Raw genomic sequence first — 21871 nt, 5'->3', positions numbered from 1 at the left:
GGGTCTCGACGAGCTCGACCACCGGGATGGTGCCCTACTTTTCCCAGGGAGCCTTGATGGGGTAGTACTTCTCCAGGAATTCGGTGACCAGTTGTGCCCTCTCTTCTGCTGGAACCTCGGGGAAGCTGCCGTCATTGAGGCAGAAGAAGTCCATATTCCGCTTGGAAAGCAGCTTGGGCAGGTAGTTCAGCCCGGCCCGGGCGGTGGTGTCCACGTACCGGACCCTCGCAGCAGTCTGCGTCACAGCCCGCCCGGTCAGCAGGGCGTAGTAGTGGTAGAACGAGTTGGTCACCGAGATGTTGTCCGCCGCGCGGAACCGGCTCGCCGCGGTCTTCTTGAATTCGGCCGGGAACTCGCGCTCCATCCTGGCCACCACGCTTCGCCGCAGCGGCGCCGCTGTGTGCTCGAGGTGACGGGTGGTGATGCGTCCGAACCGGGTCCACAGGAGTTTGCGGTTCACGCGGGCGGCGTTTTCAAAGCCGCTGCGCTCGGCGTCGTTGTCACCCAGCCCGATGCGCGTCTCGGCTTCGATGAACTTGGTGATCCCGCCCGGTGTGAAGAACAGGTCCGGGCCAACGGGGCGGCCGAAAAACATGTCGTCGTTGGAGTACAGGAAGTGCTCTGACAGGCCGTCGATGTTGTGGAGCTGGCATTCCACGGCCTGGGAATTGTGCGTGGGCAGCACTGACGGATCCGCGAAGAATTCCTCACTCCGGACAATGGTCACGGACGGGTGGTCCGCGAGCCAGGCCGGGGCGGGGGAGTCGGTGGCAATGAAGATCCTGCGGATCCAGGGTGCAAACATGTAGACGGACCGCAGCGCGTACTTGAGCTCGTCGATCTGCCGGAAGCGGGCTTCGTGGTCATCGCCTTCCCCCACCACAACGCCTTCCATGCGGGCACGGCGGGCGGCGACGTACTCAGGCGAACTTCCGTCCACCCAGGAGAACACCAGATCAATATCAAAGCTGATATCGCTCGCGTGGTCCGCGAACATGTTCTCTATGGTGGGCCAGGTGTGCCCGTACCGCTCAACGGTGCCGCGCACGGCGTCGTGGGTCAGCATGGTGCGGCGGGTCAGCGAGTTCTCGATCGGCAGGAGCAGCTGATCGTGCTCGAAGCTCCAGAGTTCCAGCTGGACGCCGGCGGAGGAGCCGAACTCGAAGCCGCCATCCGGTTCAACGCGCGGACGGTACAGACGGAAGATCCGGGCCTTGCGGTTGGGCGAGAGTTCGCCGTCAGCCACCAGCACAGATGATTTCTTCTTCGCGTCCACGGTCATGGAGTACACGGGCTCGTCGCGGCAGGCTTCCACGAGCGCTGCCCGCAGCTTCTTGCGGTCTTTCCAGTCCAGCGCGATGACCGGCCGGTGGTTGTTTCCACGCACCAGCAGGTAGTCGATGCCGGCGTCGGCCAGCACATTCCGCAGGAACAGCAGGTCTTCAACCATGGCCTGGAAAGGCGTCCGGTTGTGGTTTATCAGCGCATAACGGCCCCTGTGACGGATAACGTCAGGACGGTTTTTAAGGCGGGCAACAGCCGCCGGGGACGTTACTTCCGGATGGCTGCGGCCGTCGTCGGATGCCGGGCCGCCGTAGTAAACATCGTCCTGAACCGTTGTGTCTGTAATGGTGTTTCTCCGAGCTGAAAAAGGGAATACGTCTCTTATTGCATGATAGCGCGGGCAGAAAAACCGGGCTGGGTCTCGACAAGCTCGACCACCGGCGGCTCAGCAGCCCAGCGCTTCGCGCCAGCTTCGCAGGAAGGCCCCGCCGGCGTCGTCGTGAATCACATCAGTCCCCAGCCCCAGATCCGCAGCCGTCAGCACCGGGTACGGCTTGACCGGCACACCGTCCGCCGGGCGGACGTCAACGTGCTTCACGGGGTGATCGTTGTGGTGCAGCCAGTCGGCCATGGCATAGTCCGTGCGCGAATCGCCTACGGTCCGCCAGGCCTGCGGGGTGATTCCCTGCGCTGCCAGTAGCTCCACAGCCCGGCTCGCACCCAGATCCTTGCCCAGCCGCACCGACTCGATGTCCGTGGAAATGATGGTGGGGTCAACCCGGTAGTCCACCTGGTCATCCGAATCCGGGGCGTGGTGGTCCAGCATCACCACACCGAGCCCGTGCCGGGCCATAAGTTCCAGGGCATCGGCGTCGAACAGCTTCTGCTCGTCAAGGTAATCGGAACTGGGAACGGCGATGTGCTGCTCCACCGACACCATGGCCCGCTTGGTTTCGTCGAAGAACATGTGCGTTGAGTAATCCTCGGCCACGAGCCGGCGGACGTCATCGCCGTATGCCTTGGGCACGGCGAGTTCATGATCAACGTGGATGGTGCCCGGACCCGCGACGGTGTAGCTGAACCAGACCGCGCCCTTCTCACAGATGGCGTGAATGACAGTCCCGGCCGGCATCCCGGCGGCGATCATGGGCTCCATCACCTGTTCGCGGATAAACGCATCGGAGCGTCCGGTGTTGAAAATGACAGGGATCCCGGCGGTGGCCAGCGCCACCATGTCCGCAATGATTTCCGGCCTCACCTCGCGGGTGACGGGACTGGCCACGGGGCCGTCCACATCCAGCAGGAGGGCAAGTGCAGGGGCCGACGGCGGACGGGTGCCGGACGGAGATTCGGCGGAGGTCTCGGATGCAGTCATGGCTCCATTCTGCCAGCCGGTGTCCGCCGCCCGAGCGAAGCCGCCCCACCGTCCGGCAAATGACAGATGGTCACTGTTTGGCTACAACCTTGGGACGCAGGGGGCAACACATTCCCTTGAACCCACAAGCTGCCTAGGCTGGGATGGTGATATTCAAAGCTGTGGGCGAGGGACGCCCTTACCCCGACCATGGTTACAACACGCCCAAAGAATGGGCGGCGCTTCCCCCGCGTCCCGTCCGGCTGGACGAACTGGTGACCACCAAGCGGACCCTGGATCTTGAAGCGCTGCTGGCCGAGGATTCCACGTTCTTCGGCGATCTCTTCCCGCACGTGGTGCAGTACCGCGGAAGCCTGTACCTGGAAGACGGGCTGCACCGCGCGGTCCGCACCGCCCTGCACCAGCGCACCGCCATCCACGCCCGTGTGCTGGTGATCGATGGCTAGAAAACCGAAGGACGTCACAGTCCTGCACGGGCACCGCGTGGTCACCGGCCCGGAGCTTCGAGCAACCTTTGAGGAGCAGGACAGCGCCCTGGACAACCCCGTCCGGGTTCGCCACCGGATTGTGCACGGTGCGGTGCTGGTCCTGCTGGTGGGCCTCATCAGCTCTGGAATCATTGCCGCGCTGGGCGTCATGAACGGACAGATCAAACTTCCGACGGCGCTGGCCAGCCACGAGGCTGTTTCGCTGTGCCCGTCTGCAACCTTCGACTACACACCCAACGCGAAAATCAACCTCAACGTCTTCAACTCCACCACCCGCCCCGGACTGGCGCGGTCAGTGGCCGATGATTTCCGCAAGCGAAAATTCATTGTGGGCAAGGTGTCCAACACACAAACGTCCTACCGCGGTGTGGCCGCAGTGGTTTCCGGCGCCGCAGGCCAGTCCGCGGCCTTCAGCGTCCAGCGCAACCTTCCCGGATCCGACTACTTCCAGGATGACCGCTCCGATGCCACTGTGGATGTCATCCTGACCGGCGACTACAAACAGCTCGCCAAACCAGAGCTCGTGGACCAGACGCCCGGGATGCTCTCCTGCCCGCGCGAAAGCCGGCGGATTGCCGATGACTCGAAGTTGCCGGTCGTTCCGACGAAGGCTGCAAAGCCCTGATTCTTAGCTAGGCGGGCGCTTGGCTGGCCGTCGCGGGTGGCCGGCTGACGCGCAGGGGGCGGCCGTCGTCGTCGAACCTGGCCCCGGCGCCCAACTGGATGAACCGCACCGTCCGCGAAATTCTGTCCTCAAGGTCCTCCTCCCGGCCGCTGCCGCGTGCGGCGCTGGAGGACAGTGTGCCGTGGACCAGCTGCGCCTGCTGCTCGATATCCGCCTCCGGCAGATAGCCCTGTGCCATGCCGTCGCCGAGAATGTCCTGCAGCAGCACGCTGAGTTCCCCTACGTGATCCGCGAGTTTGGCGAAGGAAGCCGGCGAGAGCACTGCGCCCATGGCGGGGCCGGGCGGCAGGTGCCGCCGGGCCAGATCCTCCACCTGGGCGCGGACATACACGGCCAGGCGTTCCACCGGGTTTTCCAGGCTCTTCAGTGACCCGCGCAGGTCCGTCAGGAAGCGCTCGGTCTCGTCCAGCGCGTAGGCGATGAGCAGCTCTTCGATGTCCGCGTAGTAGTTGTACACGGCGGTGCGTCCCACACCGGCATGGCGTGCGACGTCCGTCATTGTCAGGCCGGGAAGCCCGTGCGTGAAGAGGAGTTTCCCGAAGGCGGTGAGGATGCGGTGCTGGGTCTCGGCGCGTTGGGCGGCGTTGCTCGCGGCAGAGATCCTAGGCATACAGACACTTTACCGTGATCTGTCAGCAAACCTCCGGCCGCGGCTAGATGGCGCAGCCGTCCGGTCCGCACGCATTGGCATCGGAGCCGCCCACCGGTACCAGAGGGTGCGTCTCCTGCCATGCCTGGTTGAGTGCCTCAGTGAAGGTCTCGGAAGGCTGTGCGCCGGAGAGCCCGAACTTGCGGTCGATCACAAAGAACGGCACACCGCTGATGCCCAGGGCGCGGGCCTCGGCGAAATCTTGGTGGACATCGTCTGAGTATTTATCAGTCGTGAACAGCTCCGCCAGCTCGCCGGCGTCGAGTCCCAGATCCTGCCCCAACGAGGTGAGGTATGCCTGGTGGCCGATGTCCTTGCCGTGCTCGAAGTGGTCGCTGAGCAGGCGTTCCTTGGCGGCATCCTGCTTCCCGTGGGCAGCCGCCAGATGGATCAGCCGGTGGGCGGTGAAGCTGTTGGCCACCACGACGTCGTCAAAGCGGTAGTTGAGCCCCTCGCCTTTGGCCTGGGCGGCCACATGATCAAACATCTGCGTGACCTGCTCCGGAGCCATGCCCTTTCGGGTGCTGAGGTAGTCCAGCTCCGTGCCGTCGTAGTGTTCCGGGAGCGTGGGGTCCAGCTGGTAGCTGCGCCACTGCACCTCCACGGAATCGCGGTGCGGGAACTCGGCCAGGGCGGCTTCAAAACGGCGTTTGCCGATGTAGCACCACGGGCACGCGACGTCTGACCAGATCTCAATCTTCATGCTTGTCACAACCGCTGGGGGTGCGGCGGCATTCCTCCGGGGTGCTGTTGGATTGCTCACAGTGTGGCGATATCCCTGCCCTCCTACGCAGGAAACCAATGGATGAATCCAGCGCCGGGGTGGAGCCAACTCAAACGGTCATCATGTCAGGTCCCGGCCGGAAACCCGGGCAGGTACACCGGACGGAAGTGATCCGCGGGCAGGGTGTCACGGACGGGCGGGTCAGAGGTGATCGGGTCGTTGTTCCGCAGATCACCTACGGAGAACTGCACCATCATGTCGTGGTCCTCGTGCACCAGGTTGTGGCAGTGCATCATGTAGCGTCCTCCGGCGCCGGGTCCGGTGTCGAACTGCATGAGCGCCGTGATGGACTCGTTCTCGCCCGCGTAGTAGACATCCTTGGGCCCCCTCTCCCATGCGAACGGTTTTCCGCCGTTGGTGTTGCGGGCGATGACCTTGCCGTCGACCAGGTGGATGTGGACCGGGTGGAACCAGCCGCCGGACTCGTTCGTGATGGTCCACTGTTCAACGTCAAAGGGCTGGGGATTGCCGAACAGCTTGGTGAACCCGGACCTCTCCACATCGTTCCAGCGGACCCCGTTGATCGTCCATTCTCCGTGCTCTCGATTGACCTTGAGGTGCCGCTTGGCCACGGCCATCTCCGGGGTCAGGCTCATCGTGGCGACCCCGCCCTGAGCCGCATTCGGCGCCCCGCCGTCGTCGAGCGTCGTAGGGATCGCGGAGATTGAGCCGGCGCCTGAGCCCGAGTTGGCCACGACCTCGAAGCGCATGATCTTGCCCGTGTTGGCGAAGTTCACGTTGTTCTTGTTGCTTAGGTTGCGCAGCTCGATCATCTGCCCGACCCGGTATCTTCGGAAGTCCACGAGGATCTCGTAGCGCTCCGCAGTGCCCTGCCGCCACGACGCAACTGCCTGGACCTTGGGCACCATGCCTCCATCGGTGCCCACGATGTAGACCGGGTCACCCGTGGACAGGGTGGGGCGGTACGAACGGGAAATCGAGGCGGCCAGCGCCCGGAAGCGGTAGATGCGGGGCTTGACCTTCATGGTGGGCCACGGCACCCCGTTGACCATGATGATGTCACCCCACAGCCCCTTCTGGTCGTTGTCGTTGTATCCCAGCGAGCCGTCGGTGTTAAACAGGGCGTCCGAGAGCATGAGCGGCACGTCGAACTCGCCCTGCGGCAACTGCGCACGCTCGAGCCGGTCGGACAGCGGGTAGAACCCGGCCAGGCCCGAGTACACGTTCTGAGCGGTCACGTGGTGCTTGTGATCGTGGTACCAGAGGGTCCGCGCCGTCTGCCAGTTGGGATAGTGGTAGTTCTTGACGTTTCCCGGCACGGTGATGTCGTTGGCGTAACCGTCGTACTGGGGAAGCGACGCCGAGCCGTGCAGGTGCGTGACGGTTTTGAAGGCCCCGGGATACAGCAGGCCGGGCCCCGGGAAGGCGTTGCGAATCCGGACCTCGATCCGGGTGCCCTGCCTGGCCCGGATGGTGGGGCCGGGAAAGATGCCGTTGTACCCGGCCAGGGTCGTCATCAGCCCCGGCACGAATTGAGCCCGACCGAGCTTTTGGGTGAGGGCATACCGGGCAAAGGGGCGCGCCGGGTCACCGTCGTCGAGGCCCGTTGCAAACGGCGCAAGCACCGGCGGCCGACGGAATATCCCTCTATAGGGAACCGGCATGTTCCGGGGAGCCAGCAGACTCGAGGTAATGAGGGCGGTGGTAGTGGGCGGCGGGACGGCGGGGTCTGAACCCTTTATGCCGACCACGCCGAAGGCGCCCAGCGCGCCCAGCTTCAGAACTTCCCTGCGGGTGGTCATGACCTCTCCTAAAGTGGTACGTCGTGCCGGCTGTTGTGGCGGGTGAGGGAATCGGGCCGGCTTCCCAGTGGCCGCCTGACGGGGTTCAGGCCGTCCAGCCCTGGTACAACGAATTCATGGTCCACGCCGTCCAGTTCCAGGTGACGGCTTGCTCTTAGATGTTCAAATGGTGCTCTTTGGACCTTGGAAAAACACTGGGGAGCTGCCGCGCCCCTGCGGCCCATTGCTGGGAGAAGCCGCCTTCGGCGCTCGGCCGAATTCGCCCTATCGCCGTTGATGACCACGACATTCTGCTATGAAAGCTGTCGAGGGACAGATAGTGCTGACGCTTTCGCCGGGTTCGATTTGCTTATCGGTGCGGAGCTCCCGGAAGAGGTGCAACCTGACGGGTAAGAGACAGGAGTCCCTGGCCGATCCGCCTGCTGAGGGTTCTTTCGCCAAGACATACCGCACCCCGGACTAGCGGCGTAGTCTTGTCCCAGACAGCCGCGAACCAGGGAGGCCGTAATGATGAAATTACGGGCAGGTAAGCATCCTGGACCGCCCGCGGCCGAGGAGGTCCTGACGCACGCGGCCGCCAGAATCCAGGAGGCCCTGGACAGGGCCTCACCGGAAATCCGGAACAGGCTGAGTTGGATTTCCGATGAACTTGCCCAACGGGCGGACGGCCTGGCCCTTGGATTCGTGGATACTGCCGGCCAGGTGGCAGACAGAGCCGGACGGAGTATCACGCACAGACTCGCGGCCACAGCCGAACACCTGGCCGACGAACTCTCAAGAGCGACGGTACCGGTCCGCGTTCAAGGTTTCGCCGGCGCCGTCACCGGCAACAAAAAGGCCGTCAGAGACGGACAGAAAGCCCTCGTGCGCGCCGCCCGCCTGGCTTCCAAGGAGCTGCGCCGCTCCCGACGCGGCTCCAAAGCTGCCGGAAACGCCTCGCTCGTTGCCTGTATTCTGGCGGCAGCCGTCGTCGCAGCTTTCATTCTCCGGCGCGCTTTCGGGCATGTTCCGGAGCCACGCCCGGTAGATTCGGCGGAATCAAGCGCAGGGGGGCTCGGCTCAGACAATGCCCGTCCAGTCGGAGATTCGCCTGCCCACCCTCACCGCGGCGAGGCCTGGGACGGTGGCGGCGCGGGTTCGACCACACCGGCGGACGACACGGAACCTGAGGCGCCGCACCCAGATGGAAGCCGGTGATTCAGGACCGGAGTCCCGCCGGGCTGACCCTGCCCCCAAACCGGCCGAAGGCAGGCAGCAGGCGCTTCGGTACGAAAACCTGTCCATTCAGATTGCGAGGTCCCGGTGATGACAACAGACCCAACAGTCTCGGGAGGTCAGCCGCCTGGCCCTGAGCCGGTAGCATCTGCGAAGGGCCTGAAGCCCAGGACCACGCGGGCCGGCATGGCCTGGGCTGCCACGGCTTTCGGACTGGTGCTGCTGATGCTGCTCATCGCGTTCATCCTGCAGAACCAGGATATGGTCACGTTGCGCTACTTCGGCCTGGCCGGAACCGTCTCCCTCGGTATCGCACTGTTCATCGGAGCGGTGGGTGGCGGTGTCCTCGTGGCCGTTGCCGGGGCTGCCCGCATCATCCAGCTCAGGACCATGGCCCGCCGCACCCGCAAGGCCCCGATCAGACCTGAGTAACCGCCAGAGGGTGCGGAGCAAGTAAGACCCAGATCGCAACCGTTACGAACGCAACGGTCTTCCGCCTCATGCCGGGTTGGGCGGTGCGCTGACGGAACGCTCCATCACGAAGTCGTGCTCAACAGTGCTGCCCAGCCTGAAGGACTTGGTGCCCACCCGCCGGAAGCCCGATTTTTCGTAGAAGCGGATGGCTTTGGCGTTCTCACTGTTGACGCCCAGCCATACGCCGTGAGCGCCGCTGGCTGCGGCGGAGATGATGGTGGCGCGCATCAGTTCCGCGGCAGCGCCGAGTCCGTGGTGGTCCGGGTGGACGTAGCACTTGCTGAGTTCGGCGGAAGGCAGCAGGCTCAGCACCGATGCAACGTCCGGGTCCTGCGCCGGGCGCGACACCAGCAGGCTGTAGCCCCGCAGCTCTCCGCCGGCGTCGATAATTAGGACGGTGATCTCAGCATCCGCCAGGTACCCGCGGAAGTGATCCTCGCCCAGGGTGCTGGCAATGTGCGCGGCGATGTCCTCCGGTGAGGAACCCGGCGGGCACGCCAGCGGGAAGGTGGCGGCTGCCAGCTCGGCGAGCCTCCCGGCGTCGTCCGCCGTTGCCTTGCGGATGGTGTGTGTCATGAAAAAAACTCTAGCGTGCGGAGGCCTCGTGGAGCGCAGCCGCGGCTACCGGGAGCCCCTCGATCCGGCCCAGTTCCACGTCCTCGTCCGGGGACAGCCGGCGGAAGTGGTCGTCCAGCACGCCCATGGTCCTGGTGCGCAGGCTGCCAGCCTGCCGGCCAGCCTGTTGGGGGAGTACCCCAGAACGGCCGCGCTTTCCAGGACGGCACTGCGCGTGGCTGCCGAACCTTTGGCGAATCGCGCATCACGAAGGACCCGAGAGCCCGGCTGACCCCGGCCTCGCGGGCGGCGTCCTCCATGGTGACAGACCGGGTTGTGCCGGGATTCTGGCTCACAGCAGTCAACCATGCAACTGCCGTTCGGCGGCTTGCGGGCCATATAGCCGTAGGCAGGCTATTGGCTGAACGCGGCGTCGAAGGAAGTGTTCGACGGCGGGAAGTCGAACTTCTTCAGGGCGGCAAGGGCCTCGGGGGCGCCGTGGAGACGGTCCATGCCGGCGTCTTCCCATTCCACGGAGATGGGTCCGTTGTAGCCGATCGCGGTGAGGGCGCGGAAGGACGACTCCCAAGGGACGTCGCCGCGGCCGGCTGAGACGAAGTCCCAGCCGCGGCGCGGATCGCCCCAGGGCAGGTGGGAGCCGAGGACGGTGTTGCGGCCGGTGGGGCGGAGCTTTGTGTCCTTGCAGTCCACGTGGTAGATCCGGTCCTTGAAGTCCCAGATGAAGGACACGGGGTCGATGCCCTGCCACATAAAGTGAGATGGGTCCCAGTTCAGGCCGAAGGCTTCGCGGTGGCCGATCGCCTCGAGGGTGCGGACGGTGGTCCAGTAGTCGTAGGCGATTTCGGAGGGGTGGACTTCGTGGGCGAAGCGGACTCCGCATTCGTCGAAGACGTCCAGGATTGGGTTCCAGCGGTCCGCGAAGTCCTGGTAGCCGGCGTCGATCACCGAAACGGGGACGGGCGGGAACATGGCCACGTACTGCCAGATGGAGGAGCCGGTGAACCCGACGACGGTGTCCACGCCGAGCGCTTTGGCGAGCCGGGCGGTGTGCTTCATTTCCTCGGCGGCGCGGGTGCGGACGCCCTCGGGATCGCCGTCGCCCCAGACCTTGGAGCCCACGATGGCCTGGTGGCGGAAGTCGATGGGGTCATCGCACACTGCCTGGCCCTTGAGGTGGTTGGAGATGGCCCAGACCTTGAGGTTGTATTTCTCCAGCACCGCGAGCTTGGACTCGACGTAGCCGGGCTCGTCCCAGCGCCACGCGTCCAGGTGGTCGCCGGAGACGGCGATTTCCAGGCCGTCGTAGCCCCAGCCGGAGGCGAGGCGGGCGACTTCCTCGAAGGGGAGGTCGGCCCACTGGCCGGTGAACAGGGTGTACGGGCGGGGCATGTCAGGCTCCTTCAGAAGACTGCTGGTCAGTGATGGTGTCTTACCGGGCGCTGGGCGGAATGCTCAGCTGGATGATCGAGCTTTTCGCTGCGGAGCTTTCCTCCATTGCGGCCAGAATACGCTGGACTTCCAATCCGTCCTCGAACGACGGCGACGGCTGGGTCCCGGACCCAATGGCCAGCAGGAAATCGCGGATCTCGTGTGTGAAGGAGTGTTCCCAGCCGAGAGTGTGGCCCTGCGGCCACCACGCTTCCAGATAGGGGTGCTCCGGTTCATTGACCAGGATCCGCCGGAATCCTTGCTCACGAGCGGGGAGGGTGGCGTCCAGGAAACCGAGCTCATTCAGGGACTCCAGATCGAAAAGGATGGCTCCCTTGTCCCCGTAGATCTCGAGTTTGAGCGAGTTTTTCTGGCCGGTGGCCACGCGTGAAACTTCCACTGAGGCGATTGCCCCTGAGGCGAGGGACAGCGTTGCCCAGGCGGCGTCGTCGACCGTTACTTCCTCCAGGCCGGCCGGCCCCGGGCGGTGCGTGGTGAACGTGTGCGTGCGGCCGGAGACGTCGGTGACCTGGTCCCCGAGGAGGAACAGCACCTGGTCAATCGCATGCGAGGCGATGTCGCCCAGCGCCCCGGAACCGGCGGTTTCCTTGTTCAGCCGCCACGTCATGGGGGACTCGGGATCCACCAGCCAGTCCTGCAGATAAGCGGCACGGACGTGCCGGATGGTGCCGAGCCGGCCCTCGGCGATGAGTTCCCGGGCGAGCGCCAATGCCGGAACCCTGCGGTAATTGAAGCCGATCATGGACTGCACACCGTTCGCCCTGGCGGCCTGGGCCGCAACTGACATGGCCTCGGCCTCCGCCACGGTGTTGGCCAGGGGTTTTTCGACCAGCACGTGCTTGCCCGCCGCCAGGGCGGCGACCGCGATCTCGGCGTGCATAAAGCCCGGTGCGCAGATATCCACAACATGAATGTCCTCGCGGGCGATCACCGACCGCCAGTCCGTGGACGACTCCGCCCAGCCATAGCGGACAGCGGCTTCGGCCACCCCGGACGGATCACGGCCCACCAGCACCTTCTGCTCGAAGGCCGGGACGTCGAAATAGCTGGAAACGTTCCGCCAGGCATTCGAATGCGCTTTGCCCATAAACGCGTAGCCGATCATGGCTACGCCCAGGGGGGTGGTGCCGCGGTGCGGCGGCGGTGGTGCTGTTTGCGCCGTCGTCATGGTGGTGCTCCTCAACGGGAATTAGGTTGGTGGTTGCCTGTGCGGTGGCTGGCGTGGCTACTTGACGGCACCGGCGGACAGGCCGGCAACCAGGTGCTTCTGGACCAGGATGAAGCCGATGAGGACCGGCAGGCTGACTACCACGGAGGCGGCCATGAGCTGGTTCCAGAAGACATCCGACTCACTTGCATAGGACTTGAGACCGAGTGACAGTGTCTTGGTGGCTTCGTTGGTCAGCACGGAGGCAAAGAGCACTTCGCCCCAGGCCGATATGAAGGAATACACCGCCACCGCAATGATGCCCGGCTTGGCAACGGGAAGGACTACCCGGAACAGGGCGCCCATCCGGCCGGTGCCATCGATCATGGACGCTTCCTCGAGCTCCTTGGGGATGGAGGCGAAGTACCCGCTAAGCATCCAGATGGCGAATGGCAGGGTGAACGTCATGTACGTGATGATCAGACCCATGTACGAACCTTGCAGCTGAAGTCCCGTGAGGTTCCGGATCTGCGTGAAGATCAGGTACAGGGGCAGCAGGAACAGGATGCCGGGGAACATCTGGGTGGACAGCACCGTCAGGCTGAAGGCGCGCTTGCCCTTGAACTGAAGACGGGCGATGGCGTATGCGGCCAACACGGCGACAGTCACCGAGCAGAGTGTGGCGCAGACCGTGATGATCAGGCTGTTCTGGAAGTACTTGGCCAGCGGAACGGTGGTCCAGATGTCGAAGTACGGCGAAGCCGTGATTTCGCGGGGGATCCACTGGAATAACCCGGAGACGTCCTTGAGCGGCTTCAGTGAGGTGGACACCACCACGTAGAGCGGCACTGCCACCCACACGGAGAGAATGGTCAACACCACATTCCTCAGAATCCGGAAATTGCGGGTCTCAATCATTGTCGTCCCCCTTGGGCAGCACCATGCGGATGTAGAAGACGGAAGCGATGAACAGGGCGATCAGAAGCAGGACGCTCATGGCGCCGCCCAGCCCGAAGTTCCAGCTGCCGAAGGAGTTCTGGTAAATCAGCGGCGAAACCAAGGTGGCTTCCTTGGGCGATGCCGCGCCGAAGAGAACAAACGGGATATTGAATTGGTTGAACGTCCAGAGGGACATCACCATCAACAGCACGCCGTTTGCCGGGCGCACCATGGGCAGGGTGATGGTGCGGAACTGCTGCCACAGACTGGCGCCATCGATCGCGGCGGCCTCGTATACGTCTGTGGGGACGTTCTGCAGCGCAGCCATCAGCATCAGGAACGCGAAGGGCCACAACTGCCACACGTTGACAATGATCATGGCGCCGAAGGAGTTCTGGCCCAGGAGCCAGAACGGGCGCTCATCACCGAAGAGGTGCAGCGTGTCGACCAGAATCTGGTTCACGGCGCCGTCGCGCTGGTTGAACATAAAGGCCCACGCGATGGTACCCACGTAGGCGGGCAGGGCGTAGGGGACCAGGAAGAACGTGCGCAGGATTGCACGGCCTTTGAAGTTGGACGAGAGGAAAACGGCGCCGGCCATGCCCAGGATCCAGGAGAAGCCCACCACCAGAACGGTGTAGAGCAGGGTTCGGCCCACGGTGCTGAAGAAGGCCTGGCCGATGGTGCTGTCCGGGTTGAGGCCGTTGATGAAGTTCTGCAGGCCGACGAACGGGGCGTTGAGCCAGTTGGTGAGGTTGAGCTGCGTCAGGGAGATGAAGGCGATCCAGATGCCCAGCAGCATGGGGCCGATGTGGATCAGTACTTCAAGAATTGCGGCCGGGAGGATCAGTCCGTACGGGAGGAATGAACGGCGGCGCTTCCGTAGGGGCGGTGCAGTGGTATTTTCCGGCGGGCCGGGGGCGGGATCGGGGGCAGGTTCGCTGCCGGCAGCGGCGCGGCTGCTGTCCAGGGCTGAGTGTGACATAGGAACTCCTTAGCCTGGGTGCGGGGGCACTGCGGTAGGGCAGCGCCCCCGCACCCAGGAGGCTTGGTTACTGGGCCGCAGCCATCTGGTTGTTGGCGTCCTTGAGGGCCGCCTTGATGTCTGCCTCAGACACGGTTCCCGTGGCTGCCTTGGCAAAGAGGTTCTTGATGGCCGTGCCCGTCAGGGTTTCCATCTGCCCCTCCTTTGCGATCAGCGGCATGGGCAGGGAGTGGCTGGCCAGAGCATCGCGCTTGGCCTTGACCTCATCGGTCTGGAAGGCGGGATCACCGGATGCACCGGTAACCACCGGCAGCGAAGAATATGACGTGTTCAGTGCCACCTGTTCGGCATCGCTGGTCAGGAAGCCGGCCAGCTTGATGGCATTTTCCTTGTTCTTGCTGTTCTTGAAGACGCTCAGGTTGATGCCTGCAACGTGGCTCTGGGTGCCGGCATCACCGGTGGCTCCTGCAGTCAACATGGGGACGGGGGCAACAGCCCAGTCCTTGAAACCGCGGGCGCCGAAGTTCTTCAGCGGGCTCTGATCGAACAGCATGGCAGCCTTGCCATTGATGAGATTGTCGATCTTCTGGGCGCCCTGGCTTATTTCGGCGTCCGACGGCGACATCACCTTGTCGTTTGCCATCAGATCGATGAACTGCTTGACGCCCGCAACCTGGGCGTCGCTGTCAAAGGTCGGCTGGCCGTCCTTGTCGAAGAGAGTGCCGCCGTTCTGTAGCCCGCGGACGAACGCCTGGTGGGAGTTGGCCGAGACCGAAGCCCCGGCGGCGGTAAAGCCCCACTGGTCCGGCTTGCCGTCACCGTTGGTGTCTTTGGTGAGCTTCTTGGCGTCCGCCACAAACTCATCCCAGGTAACCGGTGCCTTCGCGATGCCGGCTTCCTTGAACATCTTGGTGTTGTAGTACATGTTGTACGCCAGGCCGTAGAGCGGCACCGACGTCGGAGTCTTGCCTTCCGCACCGCCGGTGGACCAGCTGGTCTGCAGGAAGCGGTCCTTGCCACCCACGGCGTCCAACAGCGCGCCTTCCACCGGCTCGAAAGCGCCGGTCTCCTGCAGGGTCACGGCCCAGGTGTTTCCGATGTTCAGGACGTCCGGGCCGTCGCCGCTTGTAACAGCAGTCAGGATTCGGTTGTAGAGGTCGGTCCAGCTGATGACCTCAAGCTGGACCTTGACGCCGGTCTTTTCAGTGAAGCGGTCCAGTGACGGCTTCAGTTTTGCTGCGGTGTCATCCAGGTTATTGCCCTGGTCCGATGCCCAGTAAGTGATGGTGTCGCTGGTGGCCTGGGGGCTGCCTCCGCAAGCGCTGAGCCCAAGGGTCATCGCAGCAGTGGCCGCCAGGGCCGACAGCATTCTGAATGGTTTCTTCATGGTTGCTCCGGTTTTTCTCGTCGTCGAGCTGGTGCTAGGTGAGTGGAACGGGTAGAGCCTGATTAAGCTGGAGGCTCAGTTGGAGAGCGTTGCTGCAGCGGGGTCCCAGTCCTCGGGGAGTGCGGGGACGGGTGCAGCGGAGCTCTGGACCTCAACAAAGGCGCGGGTGTCGATGGACTCGGCAATGGAAGCCATGGTGTCCAGAACATGGAAGGCGAGTTCGCCCTGTGCCCGGTGCGGGCGTCCTTCACGAAGTGCCCTGGCCATCTCCAGCACTCCGGCGCCGCGGCTTGCCGTGGAACCGACGGACGGGACGGTGGTCCAGTCGTCGGCACCATTGGCGCAGATCCTGACATCGCCGTCGAAATTGTTCGGATCCGGAAAGGCGATGGTGGCTTCGGTGCCCGTGATCTCCACAAACCCGGCGCGCTTGTATGGTGAATCAAAGCTGAAGATGCTCTGGGCGGATTCACCGCCGTCGAACTCCAGGATGGAGCTCACATGGGTGGGAACCGTGACGGCGAACTCTTCGCCGGCTTTCGGTCCCGAGCCGATGATCCGCGTCTCGCGGGACTTGGAGCCGAAGGCTGCCACGCGGCTGATGCTGCCGAAGGTCTGGACCAGCGCGGTGAGGTAGTAGGGGCCGATGTCAAACAACGGACCGGCGCCGTCCTGGAACAGGAAGGCAGGGTTGGGGTGCCACGATTCCGGACCAGGGGACTGCATGAGAGTCAGCGCCGTGAGCGGAACGCCGATGTCTCCGTGCTCGATCATCCGCCGGGCCGTCTGCAGACCGGCGCCCAGGAAGGTATCCGGTGCACAGCCGAGGCGCATGCCCGCGGCGTCTGCGGCCTTGAGTAGTCCGCGGCCGCTTTCACGGTCAAGCGAGAATGGCTTTTCGCTCCAGACGTGCTTGCCGGCGTTTACCGCCCGGGTAGCAACTTCAACATGGGCTGCCGGGATGGTGAGGTTGATGACGATCTCAACGTCCGGGTTGCCCAGCACAGCATCCACCCCGCCGTGGACAGGCACGTTGTACTCTGCAGCGCGGGCGGCGGAGGCATCCTCGAAAAGATCGCCGATGGCCACAACCTTGATGTCCGGGAAGCTCGTGAGGTTGTCGAGGTACTGCTTGCTGATGACCCCGGCCCCGATGATGCCTACCCCCACGGGTCCTGTCCTGAGCGCGCCGCCGTTCATGCTGACACCTTTCCGGCGCTGAGGTAGTTGTAGCTGTCCCGGACGGCGTCGAACATGTCGCCCTGGAAGTCATCCAGTTCGATCACGCCGGCCTCGAGGGAGCCGGCGGCGCTGATGACATCCCAGATGGCCATCTTGCCGTCGCCCACGGCCACCTGGCTGGACGGATCGGACGTCAGCGGACCGTCCTTGATGTGGATGAACTTAACGCGCTCGCCGAGCCGTTCAAGCAGCTCCGCCGGATTCTGGCCGCCGACGGCGGCCCAGTACGTGTCCAGTTCAAGCACGACGGCTGGATCCAGGTTGTCGGCCAGATGCTCCAGGGCGGTTTTGCCGTCGATGACGGACTCAACCTCCCACCAGTGGTTGTGGTAGCCCACACGGACCCCGTATTCGGCGCCCTTCGCGGCTGCCGCATTGAGCTGTGCTGCGGTTTCCTTGATGTCATTGAGGGAGTTCCAGCGCTCGATCGGAACGTGGGGGTCGATGACAGTGCCGATGCCGAGCTGCTGGGCAGCGGCGAAAATGGCGTCCTGGTCATCACTGAGCAGGGGCGCGTGACCGGAAGGTGCAGTGAGGTTGTTCTGCGCCAGGGCCTGCTTCAGTTCAGCGGCCTTGGCGACGAAACGGTAGGGCTCAACCATGGTGAAGCCGATCTCGGCAAGCTTCTTGATGGTTCCGGCCAGATCCTCTTCAAGAGCCTTTCGGACCGTGTAGAGCTGGATCGAGTATGACACTGTCTCTCCTCGTCGTTGTGGTGTGAGCCGCAGCCGCGGCGCCTGGTTTCCTATGAACGCTCGTGGGCACATCCAAGGGCGGTCCATATGCAGGTGAGTGAGCTGCCTCACACACCAAGCTAGAGCTACTTTTGCCGGTCGTCAAGCAAAAGTTGAAAACCAATCGACATTCTTTGTCTGGCGTGACACGCATAAGCCGTTCGTGCTATCACTTACTCATGAGTCCCGCCCCCACTAGAGAGCCAGGCAAAGACCCCGGAACCGGGGTTCCGACCGAACAGGCCGGGCTGGACGCTGCCGGCAGCCTGTCCCGCGCCGGCGATCTGTTCCAGCTCCTCCGCGACGGCAAAGCCCGGACGCGCGCCGAGCTGGCACTGACAACCGGGCTCGCCCGCTCCACGGTGGCTGCACGGATTGACGCCCTGATTCTCTCCGGGCTCGTAGGCCCTGCCGGTGAGGCGAACTCCAGCGGCGGCAGGCCGCCGTCGCGCTTTGCCTTCAACCCGGCGGCACGCGCCGTCCTCGCCGTCGACGTCGGGGCAACGCATGTGATCATTGCCGTCACCGATCTGCGCGGGACCATCCTGGCCGAGCGGCGCCTGGCCCAGGAAGTCTCCGAGGGACCGGAAGCCGTGCTGGGCCGCGTGGTGGAGGAGGGTGCCTCGCTCCTGGCCGAAGCGGGACGGGCCAAAACTGACCTCGCCGGAATCGGGATCGGGCTGCCGGGCCCGGTGGAACACGCCACAGGTAAACCCGTGAAGCCGCCCATCATGCCCGGCTGGGACGGGTTCGACGTCGTCCGTTACGTCCAGCGCTCGCTGCCCGTACCCGTTCTGGTGGACAATGACGTCAACATCATGGCGCTGGGGGAGCGGACCGCGTACTGGCCCGAGCACCAGAACTTCCTGTTCATCAAGGTGGCAACCGGCATCGGCGCCGGCATCATCAGCAACGGCGAACTCCAGCGCGGTGCGGATGGGACGGCCGGGGACCTTGGCCACGTGCGCGTTCCCCGCGGCGACAACGTCCTGTGCCGCTGCGGCAACTACGGCTGCCTCGAGGCACTGGCTTCCGGACCCGCGGTGGCTCATTCACTGGCCGTCCAGGGGCTCGAAGCAGAAAAAGGCAGTGACGTGCTGCGCCTCGTGGCGGACGGCAACCTGCCGGCCATCCAGGCATTGCGCCAGGCCGGCCGCGACGTGGGCGACGTCCTGGCAACGGTGGTCAACCTGCTCAACCCCTCCATGATCGTGATCGGCGGAAGCCTGGGCCAGGCCGGCGAGCACCTGATGGCCGGCGTCCGCGAAGTGGTCTACCGTCGCTCACTGCCGCTGGCCACCACCCACCTGCGGATCGGGCTCTCGATGGCGGGCGATCAGGCTGCCATCCTTGGCGCCAGCCAGATGGTCACGCAGCACGTCCTGTCCCCGGCCGTGATCGAGGCCACCCTGCAGGCGACCGGCTAACGCGCGTCATGTTTCCGCGGGCGTGATAGCAATGAAAGTGATGAAACCGCTTTCCAACTCCTTGCCCGCCGCGCCCGGCGCCGCCGGTTCCGCCGCATGAGCGGCCGCCTGCTGTCGAAGGTCCCCAACAGCTGGATCCTGCTGGCCTGCATCGGACTGCTGGCACTGAACCTTCGCGGGCCGTTTGTGGCTGTTGCGCCGGTGGTGGACACTATGCAGCGAGAACTCGGATTTTCACCAGTCGTGCTCGGCCTGCTGACCAGCATCCCGGTGCTGTGTTTCTCACTTGCCGCGCCGCTGGCGTCCCTGGCTGCCCGGAAATTCGGCGCCGAGTTCGCCATCACGGTGACCCTCCTGGGTGTGCTGGCCGGCGTGGTTGTCCGCTCTTCCGGCGGCCCGGGCCTGGTGATTCTGGGCACGGTGGTCATCGGTCTGGCCATCACTATCGGAAACATCGCGGTGCCGCTGATCATCCGGCGCGACTTCTCGCCGCTGCGCCAGGGCACCGCCATGGGCGTCTACACGGCGGCCCTGAACATCGGATCGTTCGTGACCTCCGTCGTGACGGCGCCCCTGGCCGAGCTTGCCGGCTGGCGGGTGGCCTTGGGATCCGTGGGGATTCTGGCAGTGGCGGCGGTTGTCTTCTGGACGTTCGCAGTGGGGCGGCGCCGAGCCTCGGTGCCTTCTGCGGCCGATGTTCCGAGCGGCCCGGGCCAGCCGGCACACCGCGGTTCCGGCTGGATCACCGCCGGGCTCACCGCGGGTTTCGCCGGACAGGCGTTCTCCTACTACGCCGTCACCGCGTGGCTGCCCAGCTACCTGAACGACGAACTGGGAATGTCCGCCTCCGCGGCCGGCGCAGGGTCTTCGATCTTCCAGATCCTCGCCATCGTGGGCGGCCTCGGCGTGCCGTTCGCGGCCAAATACTTCAGTACGACGGCGACGGCGGTCACCTTGGGGTTGCTGTGGACCGCCGTGCCCGCGGGGCTGTTGTTCGCCCCAGGGCTGTGGTGGTTGTGGTCGGTGTGCGGCGGAATCGCCCAGGGCGGCGGCATCACGCTGATCTTCATCGCCATCATCAAGCTGGCCCGGGACCAGGCCTCGGCTGGCCGGATGTCCGCCGTGGTGCAGGGCGTGGGTTACTGCTTCGCCGCGGTGGCGCCACCCCTGATCGGTTTCATCCACGATGTTTCGGGCTCTTGGAATGCGCCCCTGCTGGTGATCCTGGTTTCCGTGCTGGTCTTCTTCGTCTGCACTACTGTTTCCGCGCGGCTGGTGCCGAGGCAGCGCTGACGGGTGCCGCCGTCGTCGTCCCCGGACTGCCGCCCGATCGCCCATTGCTTCAGCGCGAAGTGACACTTGAGGCCCATGTTTGGAGTAAACATGGGCCTCAAGTGTCACTTCGATGAGTCTCTTCAGTGGTTTCCGTTACCGGGCTGCCACCCCGGATCTCGGGGTGCCTGTTGCGGACGGCTTGGCAGCCCGGCGGACGGAATCTTGACGGGCTCGATCACCGGGCCCGAAGCTTATGCGGCAACGAGCCGGCCGTCTTCGGCTTCGCTTGAGGCCGAGTCGCGGGCCTCGTGCAGGTAGCGGGCGTAGGCCGGAACCGTCAGGAACGTGGGGAATTCCTCCCCCAGGGTGACTTCCTCGAAGATGTCCCGGGCATCCTCGAAGCGGTCGCCGTCGAAGCGTTCCAGTGCCGTGAACTCCTCGTCCAGCATGTCCTGGACCCACTGGCGGCTGATGATCTCGCCCTCATCCGTGATGGCCCTGGCGTACATCCACTGCCACAGCTGCGAGCGGGAGATCTCCGCGGTGGCGGCGTCCTCCATCAGGTTGTGGATGGCCACGGCACCGTTGCCGCGCAGCCAGGATTCTATGTAGCGGATGCCAACTTCGATGTTGTTCCGGATGCCGGTCTCGGTGATGGTGCCCGTGGTCGAGGCGACATCGATCAGTGCGCGGTCGTCGGGGGTAACGTCCTCGCGGGTGCGGTCGAGCTGGTTGGGGCGGTCGCCGAGTACGCCGTCGAACACCTCGCGGCACACCGGAACCAGATCCGGGTGGGCCACCCAGGAACCGTCGAAACCGTCGGCGGCCTCGCGGGTCTTGTCGGCGCGGACCTTCTCGAACGCGCTGGCGTTCGCTTCCTCGTCCTTGCGGTTGGGGACGGCTGCCGCCATGCCGCCGATCGCCATGGCGCCCCGTTTGTGGCAGGCACGCACCAGCTGCTCGGTGTAGGCCCGCATAAAGGGCTGGGTCATGGTCACCTGGCTGCGGTCCGGCAGGACGAACCGGGGGCCGCGGGTGCGGAAATTCTTGATCAGCGAGAAGATGTAGTCCCAGCGGCCGGCGTTCAGGCCCGAGGCGTGATCGCGCAGCTCGTACAGGATCTCTTCCATCTCGAACGAGGCCGTGATGGTCTCGATCAGCACCGTGGCGCGGATGGTGCCCTGCGGGATGCCCAGCAGATCCTGGGCGAGGATGAAGATGTCATTCCACAGCCGTGCTTCGAGGTGGTTTTCGATCTTCGGCAGGTAGAAGTACGGACCCTTGCCCTGGGCCAGGAGGCGGTGGGCGTTGTGGAAGAAGTACAGGCCGAAGTCAACAATGCCGCCGGCAACGGGCTGGTTGTTGATCAGCATGTGCTTCTCAGGCAGGTGCCAGCCACGGGGGCGGACCACAATGGTGGGCAGGTCCTCGGCCGGACGCAGCTTGTATTCCTTGCTCTTGCCGTCGGCCGTGGAAGTGAAGTCGATCCGGCGTTCCAGCGCATCCGTGAGGTTGAGCTGGCCCTGGATCACGTTGCGCCAGGACGGGGTGGAGGAGTCTTCCATGTCGGCGAGCCACACCTTGGCGCCGGAGTTCAGCGCGTTGATGGTCATCTTCTTGTCCACCGGGCCGGTGATTTCCACGCGGCGGTCCTCCAGCCCCGGGGCCGGGGGAGCCACACGCCAGTTGGGATCGTTGCGGACGGACTCGGTTTCGCGGAGGAAGCGAGGATCCTGGCCGTTGCCGATCTCGGTGCGCCGGGTCTGCCGGACCTGAAGCAGCTCCTGGCGGCGGCCGGCAGTTGCCTTGTGCAGACGGGCAACAAACTCCAGCGCATCCGGAGTGAGAACCTCGTTCTGGCGGCAGATGGGCTGGGCGGTCAACGTGATCCCGTTGATGGTGAAGTTGTCAGTGAAGCTGTTCATGGGAGTGTCTCCTTGGGCAATCCTCCGTTGCCCTATCACTTTTGGTCCCCAAAGGCGGGCAATGGCAA

General features: G+C 64.5%; 20 protein-coding genes. 6 read left to right on the top strand and 14 right to left on the bottom strand.

Annotated features, from left to right (window positions below):
* Nucleotides 1–34: 34 nt before the first annotated feature.
* Together V3C33_04540 and V3C33_04535 are read right to left on the bottom strand one after the other, a co-directional pair.
* Nucleotides 35–1450, bottom strand: coding sequence for a stealth family protein (locus V3C33_04540; GenBank protein XAS68581.1), 1416 nt, complete (start codon nucleotides 1448–1450; stop codon nucleotides 35–37).
* Between the two features lie 279 nt (nucleotides 1451–1729).
* Complete coding sequence (locus V3C33_04535; protein ID XAS68580.1) at nucleotides 1730–2659, bottom strand: hypothetical protein; 930 nt, start codon at nucleotides 2657–2659, stop codon at nucleotides 1730–1732.
* Nucleotides 2660–2805: 146 nt separating this feature from the next.
* On the opposite strand from V3C33_04535, the gene V3C33_04530 reads away from it, so the two are divergent.
* Nucleotides 2806–3105 (top strand): type II toxin-antitoxin system VapB family antitoxin, encoded by a 300-nt coding sequence (locus V3C33_04530; protein ID XAS68579.1) that lies wholly within the window; start codon nucleotides 2806–2808, stop codon nucleotides 3103–3105.
* The gene (locus V3C33_04525; protein XAS68578.1) at nucleotides 3098–3772 is read left to right on the top strand and encodes a LytR C-terminal domain-containing protein; all 675 of its coding nucleotides are present in this window, start codon (nucleotides 3098–3100) and stop codon (nucleotides 3770–3772) included. The genes V3C33_04530 and V3C33_04525 overlap by 8 nt, the downstream gene beginning before the upstream one ends.
* 7 nt (nucleotides 3773–3779) lie before the next feature.
* Here V3C33_04525 and V3C33_04520 read toward each other — a convergent pair whose 3' ends face one another.
* From V3C33_04520 to V3C33_04510, 3 genes are all read right to left on the bottom strand, one after another.
* Entirely contained in the window at nucleotides 3780–4442 is a 663-nt protein-coding gene (locus tag V3C33_04520) for a TetR/AcrR family transcriptional regulator (protein ID XAS68577.1), read from the bottom strand.
* A gap of 43 nt (nucleotides 4443–4485) precedes the next feature.
* The gene (locus V3C33_04515; protein ID XAS68576.1) at nucleotides 4486–5184 is read right to left on the bottom strand and encodes a DsbA family oxidoreductase; all 699 of its coding nucleotides are present in this window, start codon (nucleotides 5182–5184) and stop codon (nucleotides 4486–4488) included.
* 146 nt (nucleotides 5185–5330) lie between these two features.
* On the bottom strand, nucleotides 5331–7028 hold the full coding sequence (locus tag V3C33_04510) for a multicopper oxidase domain-containing protein (protein ID XAS68575.1): 1698 nt from the start codon (nucleotides 7026–7028) through the stop codon (nucleotides 5331–5333).
* A 507-nt stretch (nucleotides 7029–7535) separates the two neighbouring features.
* On the opposite strand from V3C33_04510, the gene V3C33_04505 reads away from it, so the two are divergent.
* Complete coding sequence (locus V3C33_04505; protein XAS68574.1) at nucleotides 7536–8225, top strand: hypothetical protein; 690 nt, start codon at nucleotides 7536–7538, stop codon at nucleotides 8223–8225.
* 108 nt (nucleotides 8226–8333) lie between these two features.
* The gene (locus V3C33_04500) at nucleotides 8334–8675 is read left to right on the top strand and encodes a lipopolysaccharide assembly protein LapA domain-containing protein (protein ID XAS68573.1); all 342 of its coding nucleotides are present in this window, start codon (nucleotides 8334–8336) and stop codon (nucleotides 8673–8675) included.
* 66 nt (nucleotides 8676–8741) lie between these two features.
* Here V3C33_04500 and V3C33_04495 read toward each other — a convergent pair whose 3' ends face one another.
* From V3C33_04495 to V3C33_04460, 8 genes are all read right to left on the bottom strand, one after another.
* A complete protein-coding gene (locus V3C33_04495) occupies nucleotides 8742–9293 on the bottom strand; it encodes a GNAT family N-acetyltransferase (GenBank protein ID XAS68572.1) in 552 nt (183 codons plus the stop codon).
* A 393-nt stretch (nucleotides 9294–9686) separates the two neighbouring features.
* On the bottom strand, nucleotides 9687–10682 hold the full coding sequence (locus tag V3C33_04490; protein XAS68571.1) for a sugar phosphate isomerase/epimerase: 996 nt from the start codon (nucleotides 10680–10682) through the stop codon (nucleotides 9687–9689).
* 40 nt (nucleotides 10683–10722) lie between these two features.
* Nucleotides 10723–11910 (bottom strand): Gfo/Idh/MocA family oxidoreductase, encoded by a 1188-nt coding sequence (locus V3C33_04485; protein ID XAS68570.1) that lies wholly within the window; start codon nucleotides 11908–11910, stop codon nucleotides 10723–10725.
* A gap of 57 nt (nucleotides 11911–11967) precedes the next feature.
* The gene (locus tag V3C33_04480; protein XAS68569.1) at nucleotides 11968–12807 is read right to left on the bottom strand and encodes a carbohydrate ABC transporter permease; all 840 of its coding nucleotides are present in this window, start codon (nucleotides 12805–12807) and stop codon (nucleotides 11968–11970) included.
* Complete coding sequence (locus tag V3C33_04475) at nucleotides 12800–13813, bottom strand: sugar ABC transporter permease (protein ID XAS68568.1); 1014 nt, start codon at nucleotides 13811–13813, stop codon at nucleotides 12800–12802. Before V3C33_04475 ends, V3C33_04480 begins: the two co-directional genes overlap by 8 nt.
* A gap of 67 nt (nucleotides 13814–13880) precedes the next feature.
* Nucleotides 13881–15200: a sugar ABC transporter substrate-binding protein gene (locus tag V3C33_04470; protein ID XAS68567.1), complete on the bottom strand. Its 1320-nt coding sequence runs from the start codon at nucleotides 15198–15200 to the stop codon at nucleotides 13881–13883.
* 75 nt (nucleotides 15201–15275) lie between these two features.
* Nucleotides 15276–16400 (bottom strand): Gfo/Idh/MocA family oxidoreductase, encoded by a 1125-nt coding sequence (locus tag V3C33_04465; protein ID XAS68566.1) that lies wholly within the window; start codon nucleotides 16398–16400, stop codon nucleotides 15276–15278.
* Nucleotides 16397–17137: a sugar phosphate isomerase/epimerase gene (locus tag V3C33_04460; protein ID XAS68565.1), complete on the bottom strand. Its 741-nt coding sequence runs from the start codon at nucleotides 17135–17137 to the stop codon at nucleotides 16397–16399. The genes V3C33_04465 and V3C33_04460 overlap by 4 nt, the downstream gene beginning before the upstream one ends.
* 218 nt (nucleotides 17138–17355) lie before the next feature.
* Here V3C33_04460 and V3C33_04455 point away from each other — a divergent pair, with 218 nt between their 5' ends.
* Both V3C33_04455 and V3C33_04450 read left to right on the top strand, forming a co-directional pair.
* Nucleotides 17356–18603 (top strand): ROK family transcriptional regulator, encoded by a 1248-nt coding sequence (locus V3C33_04455; protein ID XAS68564.1) that lies wholly within the window; start codon nucleotides 17356–17358, stop codon nucleotides 18601–18603.
* 96 nt (nucleotides 18604–18699) lie between these two features.
* Entirely contained in the window at nucleotides 18700–19896 is a 1197-nt protein-coding gene (locus V3C33_04450; GenBank protein ID XAS68563.1) for an MFS transporter, read from the top strand.
* Nucleotides 19897–20129: 233 nt separating this feature from the next.
* Here V3C33_04450 and aceB read toward each other — a convergent pair whose 3' ends face one another.
* A complete protein-coding gene (aceB, locus tag V3C33_04445) occupies nucleotides 20130–21803 on the bottom strand; it encodes a malate synthase A (protein XAS68562.1) in 1674 nt (557 codons plus the stop codon).
* Between the last annotated feature and the right edge of the window lie 68 nt (nucleotides 21804–21871).

The organism is Micrococcaceae bacterium Sec5.7 (assembly GCA_039636785.1).
Taxonomy (GTDB): Bacteria; Actinomycetota; Actinomycetes; order Actinomycetales; family Micrococcaceae; genus Arthrobacter.
The sequence above is the reverse complement of the archived record's forward strand: the minus strand, read 5'-3'. Positions and strand labels throughout refer to the sequence as shown.

Coding starts and splice junctions, on each gene's coding strand:
- V3C33_04455 (XAS68564.1), top strand. CDS start 17,356: ATGAGTCCCGCCCCCACTAGAGAGCCAGGCAAAGACCCCGGAACCGGG.
- V3C33_04540 (XAS68581.1), bottom strand. CDS start 1,450: ATGGTTGAAGACCTGCTGTTCCTGCGGAATGTGCTGGCCGACGCCGGC.
- V3C33_04535 (XAS68580.1), bottom strand. CDS start 2,659: ATGACTGCATCCGAGACCTCCGCCGAATCTCCGTCCGGCACCCGTCCG.
- V3C33_04480 (XAS68569.1), bottom strand. CDS start 12,807: ATGATTGAGACCCGCAATTTCCGGATTCTGAGGAATGTGGTGTTGACC.
- V3C33_04510 (XAS68575.1), bottom strand. CDS start 7,028: ATGACCACCCGCAGGGAAGTTCTGAAGCTGGGCGCGCTGGGCGCCTTC.
- V3C33_04515 (XAS68576.1), bottom strand. CDS start 5,184: ATGAAGATTGAGATCTGGTCAGACGTCGCGTGCCCGTGGTGCTACATC.
- V3C33_04470 (XAS68567.1), bottom strand. CDS start 15,200: ATGAAGAAACCATTCAGAATGCTGTCGGCCCTGGCGGCCACTGCTGCG.
- V3C33_04500 (XAS68573.1), top strand. CDS start 8,334: ATGACAACAGACCCAACAGTCTCGGGAGGTCAGCCGCCTGGCCCTGAG.
- V3C33_04465 (XAS68566.1), bottom strand. CDS start 16,400: ATGAACGGCGGCGCGCTCAGGACAGGACCCGTGGGGGTAGGCATCATC.
- V3C33_04490 (XAS68571.1), bottom strand. CDS start 10,682: ATGCCCCGCCCGTACACCCTGTTCACCGGCCAGTGGGCCGACCTCCCC.
- V3C33_04525 (XAS68578.1), top strand. CDS start 3,098: ATGGCTAGAAAACCGAAGGACGTCACAGTCCTGCACGGGCACCGCGTG.
- V3C33_04485 (XAS68570.1), bottom strand. CDS start 11,910: ATGACGACGGCGCAAACAGCACCACCGCCGCCGCACCGCGGCACCACC.
- aceB (XAS68562.1), bottom strand. CDS start 21,803: ATGAACAGCTTCACTGACAACTTCACCATCAACGGGATCACGTTGACC.
- V3C33_04475 (XAS68568.1), bottom strand. CDS start 13,813: ATGTCACACTCAGCCCTGGACAGCAGCCGCGCCGCTGCCGGCAGCGAA.
- V3C33_04495 (XAS68572.1), bottom strand. CDS start 9,293: ATGACACACACCATCCGCAAGGCAACGGCGGACGACGCCGGGAGGCTC.
- V3C33_04450 (XAS68563.1), top strand. CDS start 18,700: ATGAGCGGCCGCCTGCTGTCGAAGGTCCCCAACAGCTGGATCCTGCTG.
- V3C33_04505 (XAS68574.1), top strand. CDS start 7,536: ATGATGAAATTACGGGCAGGTAAGCATCCTGGACCGCCCGCGGCCGAG.
- V3C33_04520 (XAS68577.1), bottom strand. CDS start 4,442: ATGCCTAGGATCTCTGCCGCGAGCAACGCCGCCCAACGCGCCGAGACC.